At 57.2% G+C, this 20,240-nt stretch carries 18 protein-coding genes; 6 read left to right on the top strand and 12 right to left on the bottom strand.

What is annotated here, in order from left to right; translation table 11 throughout:
* Window positions 1-396: 396 nt before the first annotated feature.
* From NQ491_RS02375 to NQ491_RS02360, 4 genes are all read right to left on the bottom strand, one after another.
* Window positions 397-1,506: a DmpA family aminopeptidase gene (locus tag NQ491_RS02375; protein ID WP_019244942.1), complete on the bottom strand. Its 1,110-nt coding sequence runs from the start codon at window positions 1,504-1,506 to the stop codon at window positions 397-399.
* Between the two features lie 110 nt (window positions 1,507-1,616).
* Window positions 1,617-3,917 carry a TonB-dependent receptor gene (locus NQ491_RS02370; RefSeq protein WP_019244943.1) on the bottom strand — a complete coding sequence of 767 codons (2,301 nt, stop codon included), beginning with the start codon at window positions 3,915-3,917 and terminating at the stop codon, window positions 1,617-1,619.
* Between the two features lie 129 nt (window positions 3,918-4,046).
* On the bottom strand, window positions 4,047-4,397 hold the full coding sequence (locus tag NQ491_RS02365; protein WP_019244944.1) for a hypothetical protein: 351 nt from the start codon (window positions 4,395-4,397) through the stop codon (window positions 4,047-4,049).
* A gap of 503 nt (window positions 4,398-4,900) precedes the next feature.
* Window positions 4,901-6,583, bottom strand: a complete 1,683-nt coding sequence (locus NQ491_RS02360) for a dipeptidase (protein ID WP_019244945.1) — start codon at window positions 6,581-6,583, stop codon at window positions 4,901-4,903.
* Window positions 6,584-6,670: 87 nt separating this feature from the next.
* On the opposite strand from NQ491_RS02360, the gene NQ491_RS02355 reads away from it, so the two are divergent.
* Window positions 6,671-7,333: a YggS family pyridoxal phosphate-dependent enzyme gene (locus tag NQ491_RS02355; protein ID WP_019244946.1), complete on the top strand. Its 663-nt coding sequence runs from the start codon at window positions 6,671-6,673 to the stop codon at window positions 7,331-7,333.
* A 115-nt stretch (window positions 7,334-7,448) separates the two neighbouring features.
* A complete protein-coding gene (locus NQ491_RS02350; RefSeq protein WP_147524881.1) occupies window positions 7,449-8,252 on the top strand; it encodes a hypothetical protein in 804 nt (267 codons plus the stop codon).
* Between the two features lie 148 nt (window positions 8,253-8,400).
* On the opposite strand, the gene NQ491_RS02345 is transcribed toward NQ491_RS02350, so the two are convergent.
* The 7 genes from NQ491_RS02345 to NQ491_RS02315 form a co-directional block, all read right to left on the bottom strand.
* Window positions 8,401-9,468, bottom strand: a complete 1,068-nt coding sequence (locus NQ491_RS02345; RefSeq protein ID WP_019244950.1) for a M23 family metallopeptidase — start codon at window positions 9,466-9,468, stop codon at window positions 8,401-8,403.
* A gap of 558 nt (window positions 9,469-10,026) precedes the next feature.
* Window positions 10,027-10,611, bottom strand: coding sequence for a DUF3109 family protein (locus NQ491_RS02340; RefSeq protein ID WP_026089499.1), 585 nt, complete (start codon window positions 10,609-10,611; stop codon window positions 10,027-10,029).
* Window positions 10,611-11,594, bottom strand: a complete 984-nt coding sequence (locus tag NQ491_RS02335; protein ID WP_019244952.1) for a D-alanine--D-alanine ligase — start codon at window positions 11,592-11,594, stop codon at window positions 10,611-10,613. The genes NQ491_RS02340 and NQ491_RS02335 overlap by 1 nt, the downstream gene beginning before the upstream one ends.
* 50 nt (window positions 11,595-11,644) lie before the next feature.
* On the bottom strand, window positions 11,645-11,893 hold the full coding sequence (locus NQ491_RS02330; protein ID WP_019244953.1) for a hypothetical protein: 249 nt from the start codon (window positions 11,891-11,893) through the stop codon (window positions 11,645-11,647).
* Entirely contained in the window at window positions 11,877-12,473 is a 597-nt protein-coding gene (nadD, locus tag NQ491_RS02325) for a nicotinate (nicotinamide) nucleotide adenylyltransferase (RefSeq protein WP_019244954.1), read from the bottom strand. The genes NQ491_RS02330 and nadD overlap by 17 nt, the downstream gene beginning before the upstream one ends.
* Before the next feature lies 1 nt (window position 12,474).
* The gene (gmk, locus tag NQ491_RS02320) at window positions 12,475-13,050 is read right to left on the bottom strand and encodes a guanylate kinase (protein WP_019244955.1); all 576 of its coding nucleotides are present in this window, start codon (window positions 13,048-13,050) and stop codon (window positions 12,475-12,477) included.
* Between the two features lie 45 nt (window positions 13,051-13,095).
* Window positions 13,096-13,980 carry a YicC/YloC family endoribonuclease gene (locus tag NQ491_RS02315; RefSeq protein ID WP_019244956.1) on the bottom strand — a complete coding sequence of 295 codons (885 nt, stop codon included), beginning with the start codon at window positions 13,978-13,980 and terminating at the stop codon, window positions 13,096-13,098.
* Window positions 13,981-14,161: 181 nt separating this feature from the next.
* On the opposite strand from NQ491_RS02315, the gene serC reads away from it, so the two are divergent.
* The 3 genes from serC to NQ491_RS02300 all read left to right on the top strand — a co-directional run bounded on the left by serC (window position 14,162) and on the right by NQ491_RS02300 (window position 17,575).
* Window positions 14,162-15,235, top strand: a complete 1,074-nt coding sequence (gene serC / locus NQ491_RS02310) for a 3-phosphoserine/phosphohydroxythreonine transaminase (protein WP_019244957.1) — start codon at window positions 14,162-14,164, stop codon at window positions 15,233-15,235.
* Window positions 15,236-15,322: 87 nt separating this feature from the next.
* Window positions 15,323-16,243 (top strand): NAD(P)-dependent oxidoreductase, encoded by a 921-nt coding sequence (locus NQ491_RS02305; RefSeq protein ID WP_019244958.1) that lies wholly within the window; start codon window positions 15,323-15,325, stop codon window positions 16,241-16,243.
* A gap of 90 nt (window positions 16,244-16,333) precedes the next feature.
* Window positions 16,334-17,575 (top strand): DUF1015 domain-containing protein, encoded by a 1,242-nt coding sequence (locus NQ491_RS02300; RefSeq protein WP_019244959.1) that lies wholly within the window; start codon window positions 16,334-16,336, stop codon window positions 17,573-17,575.
* A 282-nt stretch (window positions 17,576-17,857) separates the two neighbouring features.
* Here NQ491_RS02300 and NQ491_RS02295 read toward each other — a convergent pair whose 3' ends face one another.
* On the bottom strand, window positions 17,858-19,378 hold the full coding sequence (locus NQ491_RS02295) for a hypothetical protein (RefSeq protein WP_147524882.1): 1,521 nt from the start codon (window positions 19,376-19,378) through the stop codon (window positions 17,858-17,860).
* Window positions 19,379-19,987: 609 nt separating this feature from the next.
* Between NQ491_RS02295 and NQ491_RS02290 the strand changes: the two genes are divergently transcribed.
* On the top strand, window positions 19,988-20,221 hold the full coding sequence (locus tag NQ491_RS02290) for a 4Fe-4S binding protein (protein WP_019244961.1): 234 nt from the start codon (window positions 19,988-19,990) through the stop codon (window positions 20,219-20,221).
* Window positions 20,222-20,240 lie beyond the last annotated feature (19 nt).

Here is a 20,240-nt window from a genome sequence, read left to right as displayed (position 1 = left end):
CGGACTGTCCGCTTTCGATTGTCGGTTCAGTCGTCCGGTTTTATGGCATTTTTGCCGATCCGAATGAATAATTTCTCGCCTCGCTTTTCCCCGGCGGCATGATAGGACCTCGTATCCTCGGATTTCGTCGTTCGGGCCCGGCTGTCGTTCCGAAAACCGTAGCAAGTCCGCTCCGGGATATGTCTGTCCGTTAACGGTGGGCTTGCGGGACGGGGCTTTCTACCGGCAAGCGCTCGCCTTTCCGGTGCGATATAATACGAATCTTCGGGAATCGGGACGAGCGGAGCGACGGAATCGGCTCCGAGTGAATTTCGCCCCTTTGCCGTATCGGCTTTCGAGTTCCCGATATTTCCGGTTTCGTCGTATGAAATCCTTTCCGGATCCGTCCGTCGCTCGCTACCGCTTTTTGTTGAACAGGGGGAGAATCCGTTCGACGGGCAAGGCTTCGACGGTGATTCCGGAGCCGGTCATCGTTTCGGCGGCGAACAGCGAGTTCCACAGCGCTTCGGCCGTCGCCTCGATGGCCGCCTCGAATAGCGGAGATACCGCTTCGTTATGCAGAAGCTTGGGGGTGTAGTACGCGTTCCGATCGTCGATCAGGTTTTCCGAAGCGGTCGATACGGCGATCACGTAGTCGCCGCTGCCGTTACTGGCTATCCCCCCGGTTCGAGACAGTCCCATCATGCCCCGTTTGGCCAGCCGTTCGAGATTTCGGGCATCCAGCGGCGCGTCCGTGACGATCACGATTATGCACGATCCGTCCGTATCCTGCAGCACGGCATCGCGGTACGGATAGTTCTCCAGATATCGCCCGACAGGTATTCCCGCGATCTCGAGCACGCCGCCGTAGTTGGTCTGCGTCAGTACGCCTACCGTGTAGCCTCCGTACCGTGCGGGCAGCACCCGGGACGAAGTGCCGATACCGCCCTTGAAGCCGAAGCAGATCGTTCCGGTGCCGGCTCCCACGTTGCCTTCCGCTACGGGGCCTTCCTTGGCGTTGCGCAGGGCCGCGAGCACATGTTCTTTGGTGACGTGCCGTCCGCGAATGTCGTTCAGCGTTCCGTCGTTGGTCTCTCCCACCACCCCGTTGACCGACTTGACGTCGCCGTTCTCGGGATTCGAGAGCGTGTAGTCGATCAGCGCGTCCAGACCGGCCGCCACGCCGAGCGTGTTGGTCAGCACGATCGGGGTTTCGATGTTTCCCAATTCCCTGATCTGCGTGTAACCGGCCATTTTGCCGTAACCGTTGCCGATGCAGACGGCTGCCGGCAGCTTGTGCCGGAAAATATTGCCGGGATGGGGAATGACGGCCGTGACGCCCGTGCGTACCGAGTCGCCTTCGATCAGCGTGGTGTGGCCGACCCGGACGCCCTTCACGTCCGTGATCGCGTTGAGCGGTCCGGTTCTGAAAATACCGTACTCGATTCCGTAGTCGCGCATCCGGCTTTGGCCGGCAAGCGTGCCCGCCGCCATGAGAAGGCCGAGCGACAGAAGAAATGCTTTCATGCGTTGTTGGTCTGGTTTTTTCGTAAAAGTACGGAAGCCGGACGGGAAAAACAACATCCGGACCCCGTTTCACGGGCCCGGATGCATGCTTGCGCGTCAGCGCGGCCCGCCTACATCGTGAAGCGTACTCCGAAATGGAACGTGCGAGGGAAAGCCGGGCCGTATATGTAGCCGGCATCCTTGGTCTTGCCCCGGTCGATGTCTTTCTGGAAGCTGTCGAGCACGTTCTTGACCCCTCCGCTGACCTGCATCGTGACGCGGCGCGTCAGCGCGATGTCGTACGACAGCTTGATTCCGAGATCGAAGAAGCACGGCGTTTCCTTGAGTCGGTCGTCGTCCGGGTTCTCGAAATAGTGCGGTACGAGCATGCTGCCGCTGAAGGTTCCGTAGACCGATGCGCTCAGGCTTTTCGCCGGCGATCCGTTCAGCGAAACGTATCCGTAATGGTCGGGCGAGCGGAGCATCCGCTTCTCCTTGGCTTGCGACGCGCCGGTACTCCAGCTCATCGCCTCCTTGTATGTGCTTCGCTGATAGGTATATCCTGCCTGGATATAATTGTCGGGATCGAGCGCCGCTTTCGCCTCGAAGTTGATGCCCCGCACCGTCGCTCCTCGGGCGTTCGTCCGCATGAAGATCAGGTTGCCTTCCGCGTCGGGCGCCCGCTCTTCGAGAAAGAATACGTCGTCGAGGCTCGTGTAGAATCCTTCGGCCAGCAGGTTGAGCTGCACCTTGCCCGTGTTGCGGTAGAGATCGGCCGACAGCGTGAAGCTGTTCGAGTACTCCGGCTTGAGGTCGGGATCAAGAACGATCAGCGATACGTTGCCGCCTACGGCGTTGACGTGCAGGTCCTCGTCGTAGGCCTGCGGAGCCCGGTATCCCGACGTGTATCCCGCTCGGAGAATCACGTTCCTTACGGGCGTATAGCGGATGTTAGCCCGGGGACTGAACACCGGATTGCCGATCCGGTTGTTCTTGTCGATGCGCGCGCCGATCACGAAATTGAGCCGTTCGCTCTCCCACTCGTTCTGCACGTAGCCTCCGTAGGTGCAGCTCATCTGCCGCATGTCGCGGTCGTAACCGAGCATCCGGTCGTGCAGGTTGTTGCGATTGTATTCCATGCCGAATGTCAGGTGGGCCGGCAGGAACAGGAACTTGTGCATCCGGTAGGTATACTGCGCGCCCGCCACAAGCGTGTTGTCGGATGTTTTGCCGTAGGCGTCCGGATTTTTGTCCGTTCCGTAGTAGCTTTCCCTCCGCACGTCCTGATAAGAGGCGTACACTCCTATTTTGTGGCGTTGGTTCGGCGTGTAGAGGTCGAATTGAAGGCCGCCTCCGTTGATCGAGTGGCGGGCCTGCTCGGTGATATCCGATTCGTGGGGCGGCCGTTCGAGGTGGTCTCCTCCCCGGCGGAAATCGTTGATATGGTGGTATTCGAAAGTCAGTTTGGAATAGGCTCCTGTCTTGTAATAGGCGCGGAAGCCGGCAATCTGCGAGGCGACCTTCGGAATATCCGAGAAACCGTCGTCGTTGCGGTCGTAGTTGTCGCGGTTGCGGACCGATGCGAACAGGTAGGCTCCCGCCCGGCGGTCGTCCGACAGCATGGAAGCGTTGAGGGAGGTATTGACGTCGGCCGTGCCCGACTCCGTGAATCCCGTCGTGTTGGCCAGCGAGACCGAGTTGCGGTGCGGTTCCTTGGTGATGATGTTCACGACGCCGGCGATTGCGTTCGATCCGTACAGGGCCGAGCCGCCGCCGCGGATCACCTCGACCCGGTCGACCATGCCGGCCGGCAGTTGTTCGAGACCGTAGACCGCTGCCAGCGAGCTGAATACGGGGCGGCTGTCGAGCAGAATCTGCGAATACTGGCCTTCCAGCCCGTTGATCCGGATCTGCGAAGTTCCGCAATTCGAGCAGGTATATTCCATGCGCAGGCCGGAAACGTATCCGAGCGCGTCGGCTATGTTGCCCGAGGAGGTTTGATCGAACAGTTTCGACGAGAGTACGTTGACGACGGTAGGCGCTTCGGTACGCTTGGTGGCCTGACGGTCTGCCGTGACGACGATCTGTTCCATGATCGCCGTGGAGCGCAGCTTGAAGTCGAGCCGGGTCTGCTGTCCGGCGATGATGGCGACGGTTTGTTTTTGCCGGTCGTAACCGACGGCCGAGGCGACGGCCGTAATCGGTCTGCTTTCGGGCAGACGCGAGAGGGAATAGAATCCGGCTGTGTCGGTCGCCGTTCCCAGCGTGGTTCCTTCGATCTGGATGACCGCATAGGCGATTCCTTGATTCGTTTCGGCATCGACGATCCGTCCCGAAAGTTGGTTCGTACCGTGTTCGGGACCGTGCGCGCGCATGTGTTCCGAAGACAGACAAGAGGCCAGCAGGAGCATGACCTGTAACGTATGTTTCATGTTCTTTTTCGTTTGCGTGAGTATTGTGTAACGATAGCGACACGTCCTATCGGCCGTATGCGATCGCATACGGTCTTCGGATTCGAGCGGCCGCTTGAAAGCCGGGCGAAGTCTTCGTTCGGATGCCGGTTAGGAAAGGAAAGCCGGCCGGGGAGGGCCGCGCAGGAAAAAGGGGTGATTCTCCCATTGTTGCCTTGCGGCGACGAGATGTTCTTGCTGTCGGGCGGAAAGCTGCCGGAAAACTCTCGGGAGAAGCGCGAGCGCCGAAGTGAGGAAAGTCAGTCCGGACAGTAGTTGGATGGTCCGGCACGAGGCTGCCGAATGCGCGTGGTGCTGGGCGTCGCCGGTATACGGATGCGAATGGACGATCTTGACGCCGTCGATCTCGTGCGCATGGTAAAAGAGCGTCGTTCCGCCGTAATACCCTGCAAAGAGCGCGACGAGCGACAGTCCGATTATTTTGCGCGTCCAGTCTTTCATTCCGTCGCAAATTTAGTCAAATCGGTGGAATTTTTTACTCTCGGCGGTTCGGTTCGTTCCCTTTTGCGCTTTTTACCGGGACGGTGACTTACCGGAACGCCGTGAGAAAGCATGCGCTCGTGGAAAAGAGTTAGCATTGACAGATAATGGAGAGCAATTGTATTTCCATGTATCGAGTATGTTCGCACCCGGATTTTTTCTGTTCGCCGATCGCGGTCGGCGAACGCAGGCCGCACGACCGGTCGGTTCCTTGCCCTGAATCGCTTTCGCCGGAGGGGGCCCCGTACCAAAAAGCCGGAAACCAAGGAGAACCCGGAAGCTGGTATAAAGTATGGAATCGGGAATGGACTCGTGTCGTATGGTTCGGTTGCAGATGGTTCTTTGCGGGGAGAGGTCGCCGAGACGGTCCGCACGGCCCCGGTCCGGAATAGCGGTGTGAAAAGCGAAAGCGGCAGCCCGACCGGGCTGCCGCTTTCGTGTTGCCATGGGGAAGCGACGAGGCTTTATTTCGGTTCGACCACCTTGAGCCGGTCGCCCGTTCCGGCGGCCACCGCTCTCTGCCATGCTTCGTTGTAGCCCGGAAAATCGGGCATGGCCGGAATGTGTTGTCCGTTGCCGTTGTCCTCGAACCGTCCGTCTTTCTCTTTCTTGACGTTGCCGTCCATATACTTGACCAGCAGATAACGGTCCAGCTCCGTCCAGCGATCGAACATTTTCTGGGCCGTGCGGACCGAATAGTCCGTCAGGAAGTCGACCGCCAGTTCGGGATTCTGCTTGTAAAGCATTTCCGCCGCCGCATCGACGGCCGGAATCTCGGCCATGTTGCGATCCTCGGTTTCGTGGATCACCCGTTTGATGTCCTCGCTTATGAGGTCGTAGCGCAAATAAGCGAAATTCGTCACGCGGTTGAAAAGCCAAAAAGCCGACGTGGGCGAGTACTCGGTCAAATGGCCGTTGCCTTCGCGGAAGCATTCCGGCACGCGCGTCGAGCTGGTATAGATCGGCGTCAGGCACGATGTGCCCGAGTCGTCGACTCCGAACCACAGCAATCCTCCGATCGCGTCGGGCAGCCAGCTTCGGCTTTGGGAAACGAACCAGAAGCCCGTCTGCTGCGTGGCGATCGCCCGTTCGTTGACGTACTCCTGCCCGTCGACGGTGAAGGTCATCGGGCGCCAGCGGTACGGCAGATTGTGCCCGCCCGCTCCGATATCGTTGCGCATATCCAGCGGCGTATCCTCGTAATGGTCGCGCATCAGCCACATCACTTCCTTGGCCGACAGCTTCTCGACCGGCTTGACGAACAGCGGCATCCGGTTCGAGCGATTATGCCCCATCGCGTAGTCGAGGTATTTTTCCATAGCTCCCCGCGTCACGCGGTTGAACGTGCTCCAGACGCGGGCTTCGCAGGCCCTGAGCGCGCTGAAGTCGGCCGGCGCGAAAGCCTCGGCGAAACTGAACCCTTTGTCGGGCCCTTTGTACAGCCCTTTCGATTTGGCGAACGCGATCAGATCGGGCGAATAGAGGCAGTTCTGCGGATCGTCGAGCGGAAACTGCGTGATGCGGGCCTGGTTGGCGTGCATCGAGATGTATCCGTCGGGCACTTTCACGGCGACCCATACGGCGCCCCGGTTTACGTTAGCTCCGTCCTTCATCTCGACTCCCTTGCCGACCATTTCCATGTGCCACACTTCGTTCGGGTCGGCTATCGAGAACGACTCCCCTTCCGAGCAGTAGCCGTACTTGGTCACCAAATCGTTCATGACGGCGATCGCCTCGCGGGCCGTGCGGGCGCGCTGAAGCGTCGTGTAGATCAGCGTGCCGTAGTCGATCAGCCCGGTCGTGTCGACCAGCTCGTGTCGTCCGCCGAACGTGCTTTCGGCTATGACGAGCTGGTGCTCGTTCATGTTGCCGATGACCGAATAGGTCTCGGCCGCCTGCGGGATTTCGCCCAGATAGCGGCCCGTATCCCATTCGTATATGGGCATCATCGTCCCCGGAGCGTACTTCGCTGCCGGCCGGAAATAGAGGCATCCGTACAACTGGTGGGAGTCGGCCGTATAGGTGACCATCGTCGAGCCGTCGCGGCTCGCGCCCTTCGATACGAGGATATTCGTGCAGGCTTCGGCCTGCCGCAGAGGCAGCAGCGCCGCCGCCAGCAGGAAAATAGCCGTTCGTTTTCTTTTCATGTTTCGCGCTTTTTCGTTAATTTTGGTTGTCGAAAAACAAATGTAGTAATTTCCAGTCATAAAAATGACCCGCCGAGGGGTTTCGTTATGTCCGTAGCCGATAAAATAGCGTCGCTGAAAGCGTCCTTGCCGTCGGGCGTCACGCTCGTGGCCGTTTCCAAAACCTATCCGCCGTCCGCGATCATGGAGGCCTACGAGGCCGGCCAGCGCGTTTTCGGGGAAAACCGTCCGCAGGAGCTGGCGGCCAAGCAAGCCGAGCTGCCCGGCGACATCGAGTGGCATCTGATCGGCGGCCTGCAAACGAACAAGGTGAAGCTCGTCGCCCCGTTCGTCTCGATGATCCACTCGGCCGAGTCGGCCCGCCTGCTTCGGTTCATCGACCGGGAGGCTCGTCGCAACGATAGGGTGATCGACGTACTGCTGGAGGTTCGTATCGCGCGCGAAGAGAGCAAGCACGGTTGGGACGAGGGCGAGCTGGAGCGCTATTTGCGCTCCGGCGAGCACCGCTCGTTGGAGGGCGTGCGCTTCCGCGGGCTGATGGGCGTGGCGACCAATACGGACGAGAAAGAGATCGTGCGTGCGGAATTTACGCGTCTTCGCGACTTGTTCGTCCGGTGGAAAGGCGAATTTTTCGACGAACGGTTCGACACGCTGTCGATGGGCATGTCGGCCGACTATCCTCTGGCCGTCGAATGCGGCAGCACGATGGTCCGCATCGGCAGCGCGATATTCGGCGCGAGGCGGTACTAAAGCCGATTGTTTCCGCCATTCCGCCCGGACGGAGTAGGAAATTGGTGAGTTAACCCGCAATACGTTTGGATAAGGGCTATGATCCATACGTTTGTTGCCCTATTAACGCACAAGCATGAAAGCGGTCATAATAGGATTGTTTATCGTTTTCTGTTCGTTTACCTTAAACGGACAGGTTGTGGGTATATCGTCGGAGAATATGCCATTGGATTCTACCGACTCCCTTTTTTCTTTGCACCCCTCCATGCCGTCGCGAACAAGGGGGGAAGGGTTCGTATTTTCTGTTAAGACGCCTCATGATAATTTTTGTGTTTTATCGTTGTACAAGAATGGGATGTATAAGATTGAGTTTTTCATCGATGCATCACCGGATGTACTGCTTCAAATACCACTCGGAGATGGGCTCTGGCGAGAATATGAGAAGGGAAAGATCGAATTGACAGACCGTTCGACAGGAACTCGAATGAAGGCTATCATGGCGGATACGTTATTGCATTTCATTATGGGACCTGATCATTTTGTCAAATATCCTTTTCGGTGGGATGGGGCCGGTCCGGATCTGCGGAACCCGTGGAGCGAGACCCAACGCGGACTCCTTCTCGATACGGTACGTAACAGACGGGAAGCATATCAACGCAGACCATATGTTCATCTCGATCATCTTGTCGGAGCATACGGCGATCCTTTCGATGTCTCTTCCCTTTATTTGGTGCTGACCAAGATGCATAAATACCGTTTATACATCGGTGCTTATTCGTTCCTTCTCTCTGCCGGTACATGGTGGCGCGATAAGAATCTGATCATTTTGACCGACAGTACGATGAAGCAGAATTTTTACGGTCTGATCGGAGAAAAAGGGATTCAGAGTATGGTTTTCCCGGGCGGTAACAGGGGACAGTATCTGCCCAAATTGGATTGACGATTTGTCTTTTGAAGAATAGAGCCGGCAGACTGCCGGCTCTGTTCTTCTATGATTTGTACGGACCGGTTTCGGCACTGTAAAACCGAAAGAGGGATACGGCACTTAAAAATGCAAAGCTTTCCTCGGGCGTTCGTTTCGCCATTGTTTATTTGATACGGAGCTTCCGGCCCAGCTGCAGGATCGTCGTGCGGCTGATCTTGTTCAGGCGGCAAATCTGGTCGATCGATACGCCGTACTTGATTGCGAGCTTGCCGAGCATGTCGCCCGAGCGGATCGTATGGTAGACGGCCGTGCTTTGCGACAGCGTCGAGCGCTGGCTTTCGGCCTTCTCCTTGTTCTGCGCTTCGGCTATTCTGGCCAGAATATCGGTCGAGGTGGTGGTGCTGTCGCCTTCGGCCGACGCGAGCAGCGGAAAGTCGTCGTCTTCTTCCTCCAATATCTCCGATGCGCGGGAGTGTATGTTGAAAAACGACTTTTCGAGTGCGAAGGTCTGGTACTTGAGGCAGCCCGTCGGAAAGTCGATGATGAATTCCGGATCGAAAGTCTGGTCGCAGTAGCGCATTTCGAAATGAAGATGAGGGCCCCGGCTTCGGCCCGTATTGCCGCTGAATCCGATGACCTGCCCCGTCTTGACGTATTCGTTGACTTGTACGTTCAGCTTCGATAGATGGGCATGCCATGTTTCGAGCCCGTTGGGGTGTCGGACGATCACCAGATTGCCGAAGCCGCCCGTGTTGTACTTGGCGTAGCGTACCCTTCCGTCGAACGCGGCACGGATCGGCTCGCCCACTTTCAGCGGGATATCCACCCCGTTGTGGTTGCGACGACGGCGAGGACCGTACTTCGACAGTACGTTTCCGACGACGGGCGGAGTGAACTCGCTCAGATCCTTGACGATTTTCAAGTCGATTACGGGCGGCAGGTCGGCATACTCGATGCTCTTGTATGCGAAGACCTGAGAGGTGTCCCAGTGCTGGGCATAGACCGGCAGCGAGTCGAGCGTACGCAAGGAAGGTCGGTAGAAGCTCCATGTGTTGTTGCTGTACAGGATCACTTTCGTCTCCGGGTCGTCTGTCGGCAGCGTGTCGAGCGGCCGCTGGGGCAGTTCTTCGAGATGGGGAGCGGCCGGCGGTCCCGCCGGTTTGCGTCGCTGGGCGTCGACGCGGGTCAGGCAAAGAAAAAGACAGACCGTCAGTATAAGGTTTTTGAGCATTCGGTCGGGTTTAGAACGAAAACAAAAGTACGAAATATTTTTTACTTTCGGCCTCGGCGTTCCGTTCGGTAAGGGTGTCGTGTGGGGACAAACGCACTGTCTGTTCTTCATCGTTCAGCCCGGCACGCTGTCGTGTAGCGCGTTTCGGGACGAAACGCCCGGAATGCGAATGTCCGGGGGGCGGTCAAGGCGGGTCGGTTCCTGCCACACCCGAGCAACGGTCGGACGAAGCGGATGCCGTCGGGTTGCATGGCCGGCTTGTGGAGTATTTGACTCGAAATGAGAACGAAACGGGCGGATTTTTAGAATGTTAATAGCTTTTGAAAACTTTGACAGACCATCACCCGGCGAAAAAAGGTAATGGAAACGGGAAACGAAAAAAACGCCGCCCGCTTCGGTGTTCTCTGCCGTCGGGTCGCGGAAAGCAGGTGCATGCTCTGTTCTTCGTTAGCGTTGGGTTTCTATATGGCTCGGTCCGATCGGTTGGTCGGATGATTCGGGATACAAAGAACGCCTGATGCTTTCGCCGGAGCCGCCGTTCCGGCGAGCCGAGGCGGGTCATTTGTCCGGTCCGGTTTCGCTCAGGTAGTGTTCCGCTTCTTCGAGCGCTGCGAAGAACGGTTCGCCGAAGCGGCGGACGATCGGCTCGCGCAGCGTGCGGTAGACCGGCGTGCCGAGTTTGCGTCCCAATCGTCTCGCGCTGTCGCAAACGTCCCATCGGTGGTAGTTGAGGCCGACGGTTCCGTTGCTCAGCGTAATGAGCCGGATCGGATACAGGTGGCACGAAATCGGTTTCTGAAAAGGCGTGCGTCCTTCCTTCCATGCCCGCTCGATCGCGCACATCGTGACGCCGTTCTCCTCGAACGAGTATGCGCACTCGGCTTCGCCGATCAGCGGTGTGGTAAGGTCGCCGTCCTCGTCGAGAACCATGAAGCCCTGCCGCTCGACGGCCTCGATCCCTTCGGGCTTCATATACGGTCTGTACGCTTCCCACTCGTGTTCGAGCACTTCTACCTCGTCGATTTCGAGCGGAGCTCCGGCGTTGCCCTCGACGCAGCAGATGCCCTTGCAGTGCGACAGGTCGCAGCAGAAACGCTCGGTCAGCAGCTCGGAGCTGACGATCTTGTCGTCGATCTGGATCATCATGGCTGCGCCTGCGAGGTTTCCTCGATAATCAGGTCGAACAGTTCGGACATGCTCATGCCCATCGCGGCGGCCTGCTGCGGGATGATGCTGTGCGCGCTCATGCCCGGAATCGTGTTCACTTCGATGAAATACGGCTCGCCGTCGCGCACGATGAAATCGATGCGGACCACGCCCCGGCAGTTCAGCTTCTTGTAGGTCGCCAGCGTCATCGCGTTTACTTTCTTTACCGTTCGTTCGTCCAGATCGGCCGGGGTGATTTCCTTCGAGAATCCCTGATACTTGGCCTTGTAGTCGAAAAACTCGCTCTGGCAGACGAGCTCCGTAATCGGAAACAGATACTCCTTGCCCCCGGCGATCATGACGCCGCAGCTGATTTCGCGTCCGTCGATGCACTCCTCCATCAGCACGTGGTCGCTCTCGGCGAACGCGGCCTCGACGGCGGGAAGCAGCTGTTCCCGCGTTTTGACTTTCGTGACGCCGAAGCTGCTTCCGCTGGCGTTCGGCTTGACGAACAGCGGCAGGCCCAGCCGGCCGATCGCCTCGTCGGGATCGACCTGACTGTGACGGTCGAGCAGAATCTCGCGGGCCATGTTCAGACCCGCTCCGTGCAGGGCGCGTTTGCAGGCCGCCTTGTCGAACGTGATGACCGATGTGACGAAGCCGCAGGACGAGTACGGGATTCTCATCATGTCCAGATATCCTTGCAGCCGTCCGTCCTCGCCCGGCGTGCCGTGAATCAGGATCAGGGCGTATTCGAGACGAATTCTGCGCCCGCCGAGCGTCAGCGTGAAGTCGTTGCGGTCCAGCTCCGTCGTGGCGCCGTCCGGAGCCGTATAGGTCCAGCGGCCGTCGTGAAGAACGATTTTGTATACGTCGTATTTGTCGGTATCGAGTACCTGTTCGATCAGCGCGGCGCCCTCCAGCGCGATTTTCCATTCGGAAGAGTCTCCGCCGGCGATCAGGGCGATTTTTTTCTTCATGGTTCGAGTTATATACGGCCGCAAATTTAATGCTTCCTTTCCGAAAAACGTTACGGGTTGTACAAATCCGTGTAGCGGAAATCGAATATTTCCTGCAGCATCTCGATATAGGCGTCCGCTTCGGCGTTCGTGCCGTCCAGCTCGCGCGCCTTGCGGAAGTCGTTCAGCGCCCGGTGGAACAGTCCTGCCCGGTACAGCAGGCGCCCCCGCCGCATATACAGCGCGCTTTGCTCGGGCGTCCGGCCGATTGCGCGGTCGAGTTCTTCGATCCGGCGGATCGTCTCATCGGGCGTATCCATAGAGTCCGTTTTCCTTGATGTATTCCCACACGCCGGGAGGCAAGTCGTCGGCCGGGTTCTCTCCCCGGCGGATTCTGGCGCGAATATCGGTCGCTACGACGGGAATGGTCGGGACGTCTTTCAGAAACGTGAAGCGTTCGTCGGAAACGCTGTCCGGCTCCGTCCCGCGCGGATAGACCAGAACCTCGAAGCGGTCCAGAATCTCCCCGGACCGGTACCAGCGTCCGAACTCTCCGACAATGTCCGTGCCGACCAGCAGGGCGAACCGGCGCGACGGATATTTCGCTTGCAGTACATCGAGCGTGCGCAGTGTCAGCGACGGCTTGGGCAGCGTGAATTCGACGTCGCAGACGGCCATGCGCTCTCTGAGCGGAGACGAGCCGACGGCTATCCGAGCCATTTGCAGCCGGTGTCGCTCCTCGGCGAGCTCTGAGGGGGATTTCAGCGGATTCTGCGGCGATACGACGAACCACAGCGTAGCCTCGGGCATGGCTCGCAGAACGTTCTCGGCGATACTCAGATGACCTTTGTGAATCGGGTTGAAAGATCCCGGCAGCAGGATGGTCGGCTCGGCTTCCATGCTATCCGATGAATTCGGCGACGGTTTTTTCTGCCTCGGCGACGGCTTCTTCGAGCGAGTCGTTCACGATCACCCGGTCGAACTGCGGGGCATGGGCGATCTCCTGCTCGGCCTTGGCCACCCGCTTTTCGATCGTTTCGGCCGAGTCGGTTCCCCGGCCGACGAGCCGGCGCCGCAGCTCATCGACCGAAGGCGGCATGATGAAGACGGACAGGGCGCTTGCGCCGAACGTTTTCTTGAGATTGACGCCTCCCTTGACGTCCACGTCGAAAACGATTACGCTCCCCTTCTCCCATATCCTGTCCACTTCGCTGCGCAGCGTGCCGTAGCAGGTTCCGGGATAGACCTCCTCCCATTCGACGAACTCCCCTGCCCCCGCGCGCGCTTTGAACTCGTCGTTGCTGAGGAAATAGTACTCGCGTCCGTGAACTTCTTTTCCTCGCGGCGGCCTGCTCGTGCACGATATGGAAAATTCGAGGCGGGGAAATTTTTCGAGCAGGCGGCCGATGATCGTGGACTTTCCCGCTCCGGACGGAGCCGAGAAAATGACGACTTTTCCTTCGGTGATTCGGGACATGGCTGTAGCGTTTGATCGGATGGATTTAATTCGGGAAAGGTGCTTCTACAAGATGTTGAGCACCTGCTCCTTGATCTTTTCGAGCTCGTCCTTCATCTCGACGACCATTTTCTGCATCGTCGCTTCGTTGGACTTCGATCCGAGCGTATTGATCTCGCGCCCGAGCTCCTGCGCGATGAACCCGAGCTTGCGGCCCGCTCCCTGCTCGGCATGCGCCACTTCGCGGAAATAGCGGCAGTGGTTTTGCAGGCGGACTTTCTCCTCGGTGATGTCCAGTTTTTCGATGTAGTAGATCATTTCCTGTTCGAGCCGTCCCGCGTCGTAGGGTATGCCGAGCGATTCGACGTGTTCCCGAATCCGGGCCTTGATCGTTTCGGTGCGTGCTTTCTCGTACGGTTCGATCTCGTTTTTGATCTGCTCGATGCGGTCGATGCGGCGGAGCAGGTCGGCTATCAGCGTGGTTCCTTCCTGAGCGCGGAACTCGTCGATGCGGTCGAGGGCTTCGGCTACGGCGCTGCCAAGTGCTGTCAGTTCTTCGTCGGAAACGGCTTCGGAGTTGTTCTGCACGGTGTCGGGCAGCCTCAGTATGGCCGTCATCGCGGCCGCGTCGGCCGCCGCGCTCCCCCAGCCCAGCCCGCTCGCCTCGGCGAGTTCGCGGAGCTGCCCGGCATAGTGCGCGAAAATGTCCCGGTCGATCGTCACGCCGGTGGCCCGACCTACCGTTTCGTACGATACGAAGACGTCGATTTTCCCTCGTTGGAGCCGTTTGCCTACTCTCTGACGGATCTCGTATTCGCACTGGCGGTATGCGGACGGCAGCTTGACCGCCAGATCGAGCTGCTTGCTGTTGAGCGAGCGGATTTCGACGGTTATCTTCTTGTGCTCCGTCGCGGCTTCGGCCTTGCCGTAGCCTGTCATCGATTTAATCATCACGCTATCATTTGGAAACGCTTGCAAAAGTAAGCCAAAAAACGCGTTAAAAAAAATGGACGGTTTCGGGTTGTTGTATAAAAACGGGAAAATCTTTCGCGGTTCGGAGATTTTTTGGTAAGTTTGAAGCTGTTATTCCCGATTCTTTTAGAGTATTAACCGTATAATTTCTTTTACGACGATGAAAAAACACAATTTCAACGCAGGACCGTCGATTCTGCCGCGCGTAGCCATCGAGAATGCCGCCAAGGCTATTTTGGACTTCGAAGGCATCGGGCTGTCGCTGCTGGAAATATCGCACCGGACGAAAGATTTCGAAGCCGTGAACGACGAAGCCGAGGCGCTTTTCCGCGAATTGCTGCATATTCCCGACAACTACAAAGTTCTTTTCTTGGGCGGCGGCGCCAGCACCCAGTTTTTCGAAGTGCCCTACAATTTTCTCGAAAAGAAAGCCGGTTACGTCAATACGGGCGTATGGGCCAAGAAGGCGATCAAAGAGGCCAAATTGTTCGGCGAGGTCGAGGTGCTCGCTTCCTCGGAAGACAAGAACTTCACCTATATTCCGAAAGGATACGCCATCCCGTCGGATTTGGATTATCTGCACATTACCTCCAACAATACGATTTACGGCACGGAGTACCACACCGACATCGATTCGCCGGTTCCGCTGATCGCCGATATGAGTTCCGACATTCTGAGCCGTCCGGTCGACGTGAGCAAGTACGCGATGATCTACGGCGGCGCGCAGAAGAACATCGGTCCTGCCGGCGTGACGTTCGTCATCGTGCGGGAGGACGCGCTGGGCAAGGTTTCCCGTCCGCTGCCCTCGATGGTCGACTACCGCAATCACATCGCCAGCAAGTCGATGTTCAATACGCCTCCCGTGTTCGCGATCTATGTCGTGAAGGAGACGCTCAAGTGGCTCAAGTCGATCGGGGGCGTACCCGAAATCCAAAAGCGCAACAAGGCGAAAGCCGATCTGCTCTACGCCGAAATCGACCGTAACCCGCTGTTCGTCGGGACGGCCGTCAAGGAGGACCGCTCGCTGATGAACGTCTGCTTCGTGATGAGCGAGCCGTATGCCGATCTGGCACCCGAGTTCCTCGAGTTCGCCAAGGGCAAAGGTATGGTCGGCATCAAGGGGCACCGTCTGGTGGGCGGTTTCCGCGCGTCGATCTACAATGCGCTGCCGATCGAGAGCGTGCAGGCACTGGTCGACTGCATGCGCGAGTTCGAGAAGATCCATGCCAAATAGGCGTTTATGGGAATCCTCGTCATGTACCCCGGACCTTCGCGGGTGAAAAAAGCCATTTCGTTTGAAACCTTAGAGAACGTTACGTTTATGAAAATATTGGTAGCTACCGAGAAACCGTTTGCCAAGGCGGCGGTCGACGGTATACGAGAAATCGTCGAGGGAGCCGGATACGAGCTGGCTCTGCTCGAAAAGTACGCCGATAAGGCGGAACTGCTGGCCGCCGTGGCCGATGCCGACGGACTGATCGTCCGCAGCGATAAGGTCACGCGCGAGGTGATCGATGCGGCCCGGAACCTGAAAATCGTCGTGCGGGCCGGAGCCGGCTACGACAACGTCGATTTGGCGGCCTGCACCGAGAGGGGCATCGTCGTGATGAACACGCCCGGACAGAATTCGAATGCCGTGGCCGAGCTGGTCGTGAGCATGATGATCTTCATCTCGCGCAACCAGTTCACGCCGGGTACGGGAGCCGAAGTAAGCGGCAAGCGTCTCGGAATCCATGCCTACGGCAACGTGGGACGTATCGTGGCGCGCTACGGGCGTGCGCTCGGCATGAGCGTGAAGGCGTTCGATCCGTTCGTCGATCCGAGGCAGCTGGAAGCCGACGGCGTCGAGGCGGTCGGAACGGTCGAGGAGTTGTATGCCTCGTCCGATTACGTTTCGCTGCACATTCCGGCTACGGCCCAGACGCGGGGATCGATCGGTTACGAATTGCTGTCGAGTATGCCCAAGGGCGGCGTACTGATCAATACCGCGCGTAAGGAGGTGATCGACGAGCAGGGATTGATTCGGGCGTTCGAAGAACGCGCCGACCTGAAATATATCACCGACATCGCTGCCGAGGCACAACCTTTGCTGACGGAGAAGTTCGGCAAGCGGGTGTTCGCTACGCCGAAGAAGATGGGGGCCGAGACGGCCGAGGCCAATCTGAATGCGGGTTTGGCAGCTGCCCGTCAGACGGTCGATTTCCTGAAAAACGGCAATCGCAGGTTTCAGGTCAACAAGTAGTTCTTCGCCGAAGAACGGGCCCCCGGAACATCGTTCCGGGGGCTTTGCATCTTCGGTTGTCCGGATAGTATCATTCAAAAAATAGGAAATATGGTAAAGATCAAACCGTTCCGGGGCATCCGCCCGCCGAGGAAATACGCCGCCGAGGTGGCCTCGCGTCCGTACGACGTGCTCAATTCGCAGGAGGCTAAAAAGGAAGCTACCGAAAAATCGCTGCTCCACATCATCAAGCCGGAGATCGATTTCGATCCGATCGCCGACGAGCATTGCGAGGAAGTCTACCGCAAGGCCGTCGAGAACTTCCGGCGCTGGCGCGAGCGCGGGTGGCTCGTGCAGGACGACGAGGAGAAGTACTACGTCTATGCGCAGACGATGGACGGCCGTACGCAGTACGGGCTGGTCGCCGCCTGTCATTTCGACGATTATGTCCGCGGCAGGATCAAGAAGCACGAGCTGACGCGTCCCGACAAGGAGGAGGACCGTATGATTCACGTGCGGAATCAGAACGCCAATATCGAGCCCGTGTTTTTCTCCTATCCGGCCAATGCCGAAATGGATATGATTATTAGCGGTGTCGTCGAGAACAATCCGCCCGAGTACGATTTCACGGCGGCCGACGGTTTCGGACATCGTTTCTGGGTGATCGACGATCAGGAGATTCAGCGGCGCATTACGGAGATATTCGACGAGATTCCGGCGTTGTACGTGGCCGACGGGCATCATCGCACGGCCGCTGCCGCGCGTGTCGCCGAGGAAAAGATGCGAGCTAACGGGGCGCACACAGGTCATGAGGAGTATTGCTATTTCTTGGCCGTCATCTTTCCGGACAGCCAGTTGAAGATCATCGACTACAATCGCGTAGTGAAGGACCTGAACGGCTTGTCGCCCGAGGAGCTGCTCCGGGCGCTCGAGAAGGATTTCATCGTCGAGGACAAGGGCACGGGCATCTATCATCCCGTCGCGCTGCACAATTTCTCGATGTATCTCGACGGGCGCTGGTACAGTCTGACGGCACGCGAAGGGACCTACGACGACAGCGATCCGATCGGGGTACTGGACGTGACGGTCCTTTCGGAGCGCGTGCTGGACCGGTTGCTGGGCATCAAGGACCTGCGCACGGACAAGCGGATCGACTTCGTCGGCGGTATCCGGGGACTCGGCGAGTTGCAGCGCCGGGTCGATAGCGGCGAAATGAAGGTGGCTTTCGCGCTCTATCCGGTTTCGATGAAACAGTTGATCGATATCGCCGACTCGGGCCAGATCATGCCTCCGAAGACCACTTGGTTCGAGCCGAAACTACGCTCGGGGCTGGTCATTCACTCGCTCGATTGACGTGGCGAAGGTTTTGAAGCGAATCGCTTTATAAGAGAAAACGGACGGAATTTGTTCCCGTCCGTTTTTTTGCAGGCATGCCGTCTTGTTTTGCATGTCTGATCGGCCGGGCTTAACCAACCTATACATGGCTTTCCCGCTTGAGAGCCTTTGCAGAAGCGATGCCGGTCGCAGAGCCCATGCCGGAAGGTTTTGCCATGCGGGGAAAAGACCGGCGCGGGAAAATCTCGAAGGACTCCCGCGCCGGTTCAAAGTGTTTTCGACACAGCCGAAAAAGATCGCTTATTTTTCGTTCTGCTTTCCGTTATGTTGTTCGAGATCGCTCGTGACTTTTGCTGCTTTTGCTGCCTCGTAGCTCGAGGAAGGAGCGGACAACCAAGCAGGAGCGGGAGCTGCGCTGGAAGTGTTGTAGCTGTCCCAGTACTGCAGGGGACCCGTATAATCGCTTTGAATGGTGTTCCCCCTGTCGTCGATCAGTTGGAAAGCGACCGTATAGTCGTCGCCGTTTCTGCCGACATTAACCTCGCCGGATACGGCCGGAGCCTGATTGTCTCCCAAGTCGTAGTACCATGTGCCGAAGTTGTAGCCCCAGCCGCCTTGGCCCATATTGGCATGATAAGGTACTTCTTCTTTCGATATGACATAGCGGCCTTCCGGAATTTCGGTCGTATAATGCGAGTCGGTGAATAATTCGATTGTGATATATTCGCCTTCCCCGTTCAGTTCGACGCCCCAGTATTGGTCAGGATGTACGACTATTCCGTCGGTGTAGAGTCGAATACTCCAGCGATTGACTCCCTTGATATTCCACATCGGCGAAGGACCGTTGTACTCGATGTAGCCGAAGCCGGGCGTTTCCATCGTCAGATCCTGCGTCAGGGTTGTTTTCGTGAACTCGTCGCCTTGCCTTACGTTACCGACGTATTTTGAAAGATGCCTCTCTCCGTTGTTGAACAGGATGTTGAATTTGAGAACGTATTGCCCGTCCCCGATCTTTTCGACTTTGGAAACGACCTCGATGGCGAAATGCTCGTTTGTTTCGCCATTGACGATCTGTTTACGCATGGCATAACCGTATATGCTCCAAGGCTGTTCCTCGATGATTTCCGGAGTGGCTACGAGGATCGTCCCCTTCTGGTACTCCGTCGAGCTGTGATAAATGCCCTCGGGAATTTGTGCTTCCCATGCCTTAGGCGCCATTTCGGCATAGTAGCTGAGCGATATGGAGGTTCCTTCGATCAGGCCTTGGCTGTCGTATTCGCCGTCGTATAGGGTGATTAGATATTGTCCGATACCGGGATAGTCATAGTCGTCGTCCCCCCAGTACCATCCGGTCTGAGCGGTGAAGACCGTATGGTAGACCGGTTCGACGTCTATCTTGCCGTTGTATTCGCAGGACACCCATTTGTTTTCCTGCTGGTCGATCTTCAGGTCGGAGATGAAAGCCGCCTGATTGCCGTCCGTTATGACGAAGTAAATCTCGCCTTCGGTTACAGGGAGCTTGGTGACATTGCCGTTTACGTCCGTAGTGTAGTAGTAGGAACCGGTGACCCTTCCCTCGGCTGTCTGTCCGGACTGGATCGTGAATTTGCCCGGAGTCTCCCCTGTCGCGTACCTTCCCGGAGCGATGCTGGCATCCAGCAGATTTTCGGGCGCCACGACGTCCGAATAAAGTTCTATGTGCAGTCCGGAGGCATTCGCAGGGATTGCTTCGTTCTCGCCCGTAGGCTCTGTACAAAAGTCGAAAGTGAAAAAGCCGCATGCGTTTTGTTCGCCGACGTATGTGGCCGTCACGTATTTCATGGCGGTTTCCGTACTTTCTTTTTCCGGTCCCTGGCCCTGGCCTTCGTCGGAATCGTCGCACGCCGTATTCATCCAAAGCAGGCCCGCCATGCATAATAAGATCGGGTAAAATTTCTTCATGATAGTAAATCCGTGTTAGTTAGTAAATTAAGAAACTCGGTAGCCGAGCTTGTAGTACAAACATAAGGATTCCGATCCGATTTGTCAACCGTGTAATATACTGACAGATAATAGGCAAAGTGGCGGTTTTTTAGGTAAATGAAATAAAAAATTGCTATTCGTCGGTTGGGTCGGGATATTCCGATCGATTCGGATGTATTTCGGCTTGAGGAATTTCAATTTGTTTCTTTCGATTTTCTGTGATTTCCCAGCGGCGAGGGATTTTCTTCGCAGGAATGAATTGCTTGCAGAATCGACAGGCACGGTTTCGTCATCGGCTTGCAGGAAAACGGTAGGAAAAGCTGACGCTTTTTGTTTTTTATGTTTTTATGCGGTGAGAATGAGGCGGAAAAAGGAAAGTACATTTTCTTGAATATCGTATTTCGAATGAAAAATTATTACTATTTTTATATGCGGCGGATAAATTTGTAAGAAAATAAACGAAATTCTATGGCAAAGATTAAGGGGACGGTCGTAGTCGACGCCGAACGCTGCAAGGGATGCGAGCTGTGCGTGGTCGCTTGTCCGATGAAGGTTCTCGCGTTGAGCGGCGAGGTCAACGGCAAGGGTTATCGTTTCTCGCGGATGGTTTCGCCCGAGGCTTGTACGGGTTGCGCTTCTTGCGCGAGCGTTTGTCCCGATAGTTGCATTACGGTGTACAGGCAGAAGTTTACGGAGCCCTGACGACGTGAAAAATCATAGC

This window comes from Alistipes ihumii AP11, assembly GCF_025144665.1.
GTDB classification, from domain to species: domain Bacteria; phylum Bacteroidota; class Bacteroidia; order Bacteroidales; family Rikenellaceae; genus Alistipes_A; species Alistipes_A ihumii.
This window is presented reverse-complemented; position numbering and strand designations above follow the sequence as displayed.

Bases quoted from the DNA above. Each gene is read 5' to 3' on its own strand.
- NQ491_RS02345 (WP_019244950.1), bottom strand. From the start codon at position 9,468: ATGCTCAAAAACCTTATACTGACGGTCTGTCTTTTTCTTTGCCTGACC.
- NQ491_RS02315 (WP_019244956.1), bottom strand. From the start codon at position 13,980: ATGATTAAATCGATGACAGGCTACGGCAAGGCCGAAGCCGCGACGGAG.
- serC (WP_019244957.1), top strand. From the start codon at position 14,162: ATGAAAAAACACAATTTCAACGCAGGACCGTCGATTCTGCCGCGCGTA.
- NQ491_RS02350 (WP_147524881.1), top strand. From the start codon at position 7,449: ATGAAAGCGGTCATAATAGGATTGTTTATCGTTTTCTGTTCGTTTACC.
- NQ491_RS02355 (WP_019244946.1), top strand. From the start codon at position 6,671: ATGTCCGTAGCCGATAAAATAGCGTCGCTGAAAGCGTCCTTGCCGTCG.
- NQ491_RS02300 (WP_019244959.1), top strand. From the start codon at position 16,334: ATGGTAAAGATCAAACCGTTCCGGGGCATCCGCCCGCCGAGGAAATAC.
- NQ491_RS02295 (WP_147524882.1), bottom strand. From the start codon at position 19,378: ATGAAATACGTGACGGCCACATACGTCGGCGAACAAAACGCATGCGGC.
- nadD (WP_019244954.1), bottom strand. From the start codon at position 12,473: ATGGAAGCCGAGCCGACCATCCTGCTGCCGGGATCTTTCAACCCGATT.
- NQ491_RS02330 (WP_019244953.1), bottom strand. From the start codon at position 11,893: ATGGATACGCCCGATGAGACGATCCGCCGGATCGAAGAACTCGACCGC.
- NQ491_RS02365 (WP_019244944.1), bottom strand. From the start codon at position 4,397: ATGAAAGACTGGACGCGCAAAATAATCGGACTGTCGCTCGTCGCGCTC.
- NQ491_RS02340 (WP_026089499.1), bottom strand. From the start codon at position 10,611: ATGATCCAGATCGACGACAAGATCGTCAGCTCCGAGCTGCTGACCGAG.
- NQ491_RS02290 (WP_019244961.1), top strand. From the start codon at position 19,988: ATGGCAAAGATTAAGGGGACGGTCGTAGTCGACGCCGAACGCTGCAAG.
- NQ491_RS02375 (WP_019244942.1), bottom strand. From the start codon at position 1,506: ATGAAAGCATTTCTTCTGTCGCTCGGCCTTCTCATGGCGGCGGGCACG.
- NQ491_RS02370 (WP_019244943.1), bottom strand. From the start codon at position 3,917: ATGAAACATACGTTACAGGTCATGCTCCTGCTGGCCTCTTGTCTGTCT.
- NQ491_RS02305 (WP_019244958.1), top strand. From the start codon at position 15,323: ATGAAAATATTGGTAGCTACCGAGAAACCGTTTGCCAAGGCGGCGGTC.
- NQ491_RS02335 (WP_019244952.1), bottom strand. From the start codon at position 11,594: ATGAAGAAAAAAATCGCCCTGATCGCCGGCGGAGACTCTTCCGAATGG.
- NQ491_RS02360 (WP_019244945.1), bottom strand. From the start codon at position 6,583: ATGAAAAGAAAACGAACGGCTATTTTCCTGCTGGCGGCGGCGCTGCTG.
- gmk (WP_019244955.1), bottom strand. From the start codon at position 13,050: ATGTCCCGAATCACCGAAGGAAAAGTCGTCATTTTCTCGGCTCCGTCC.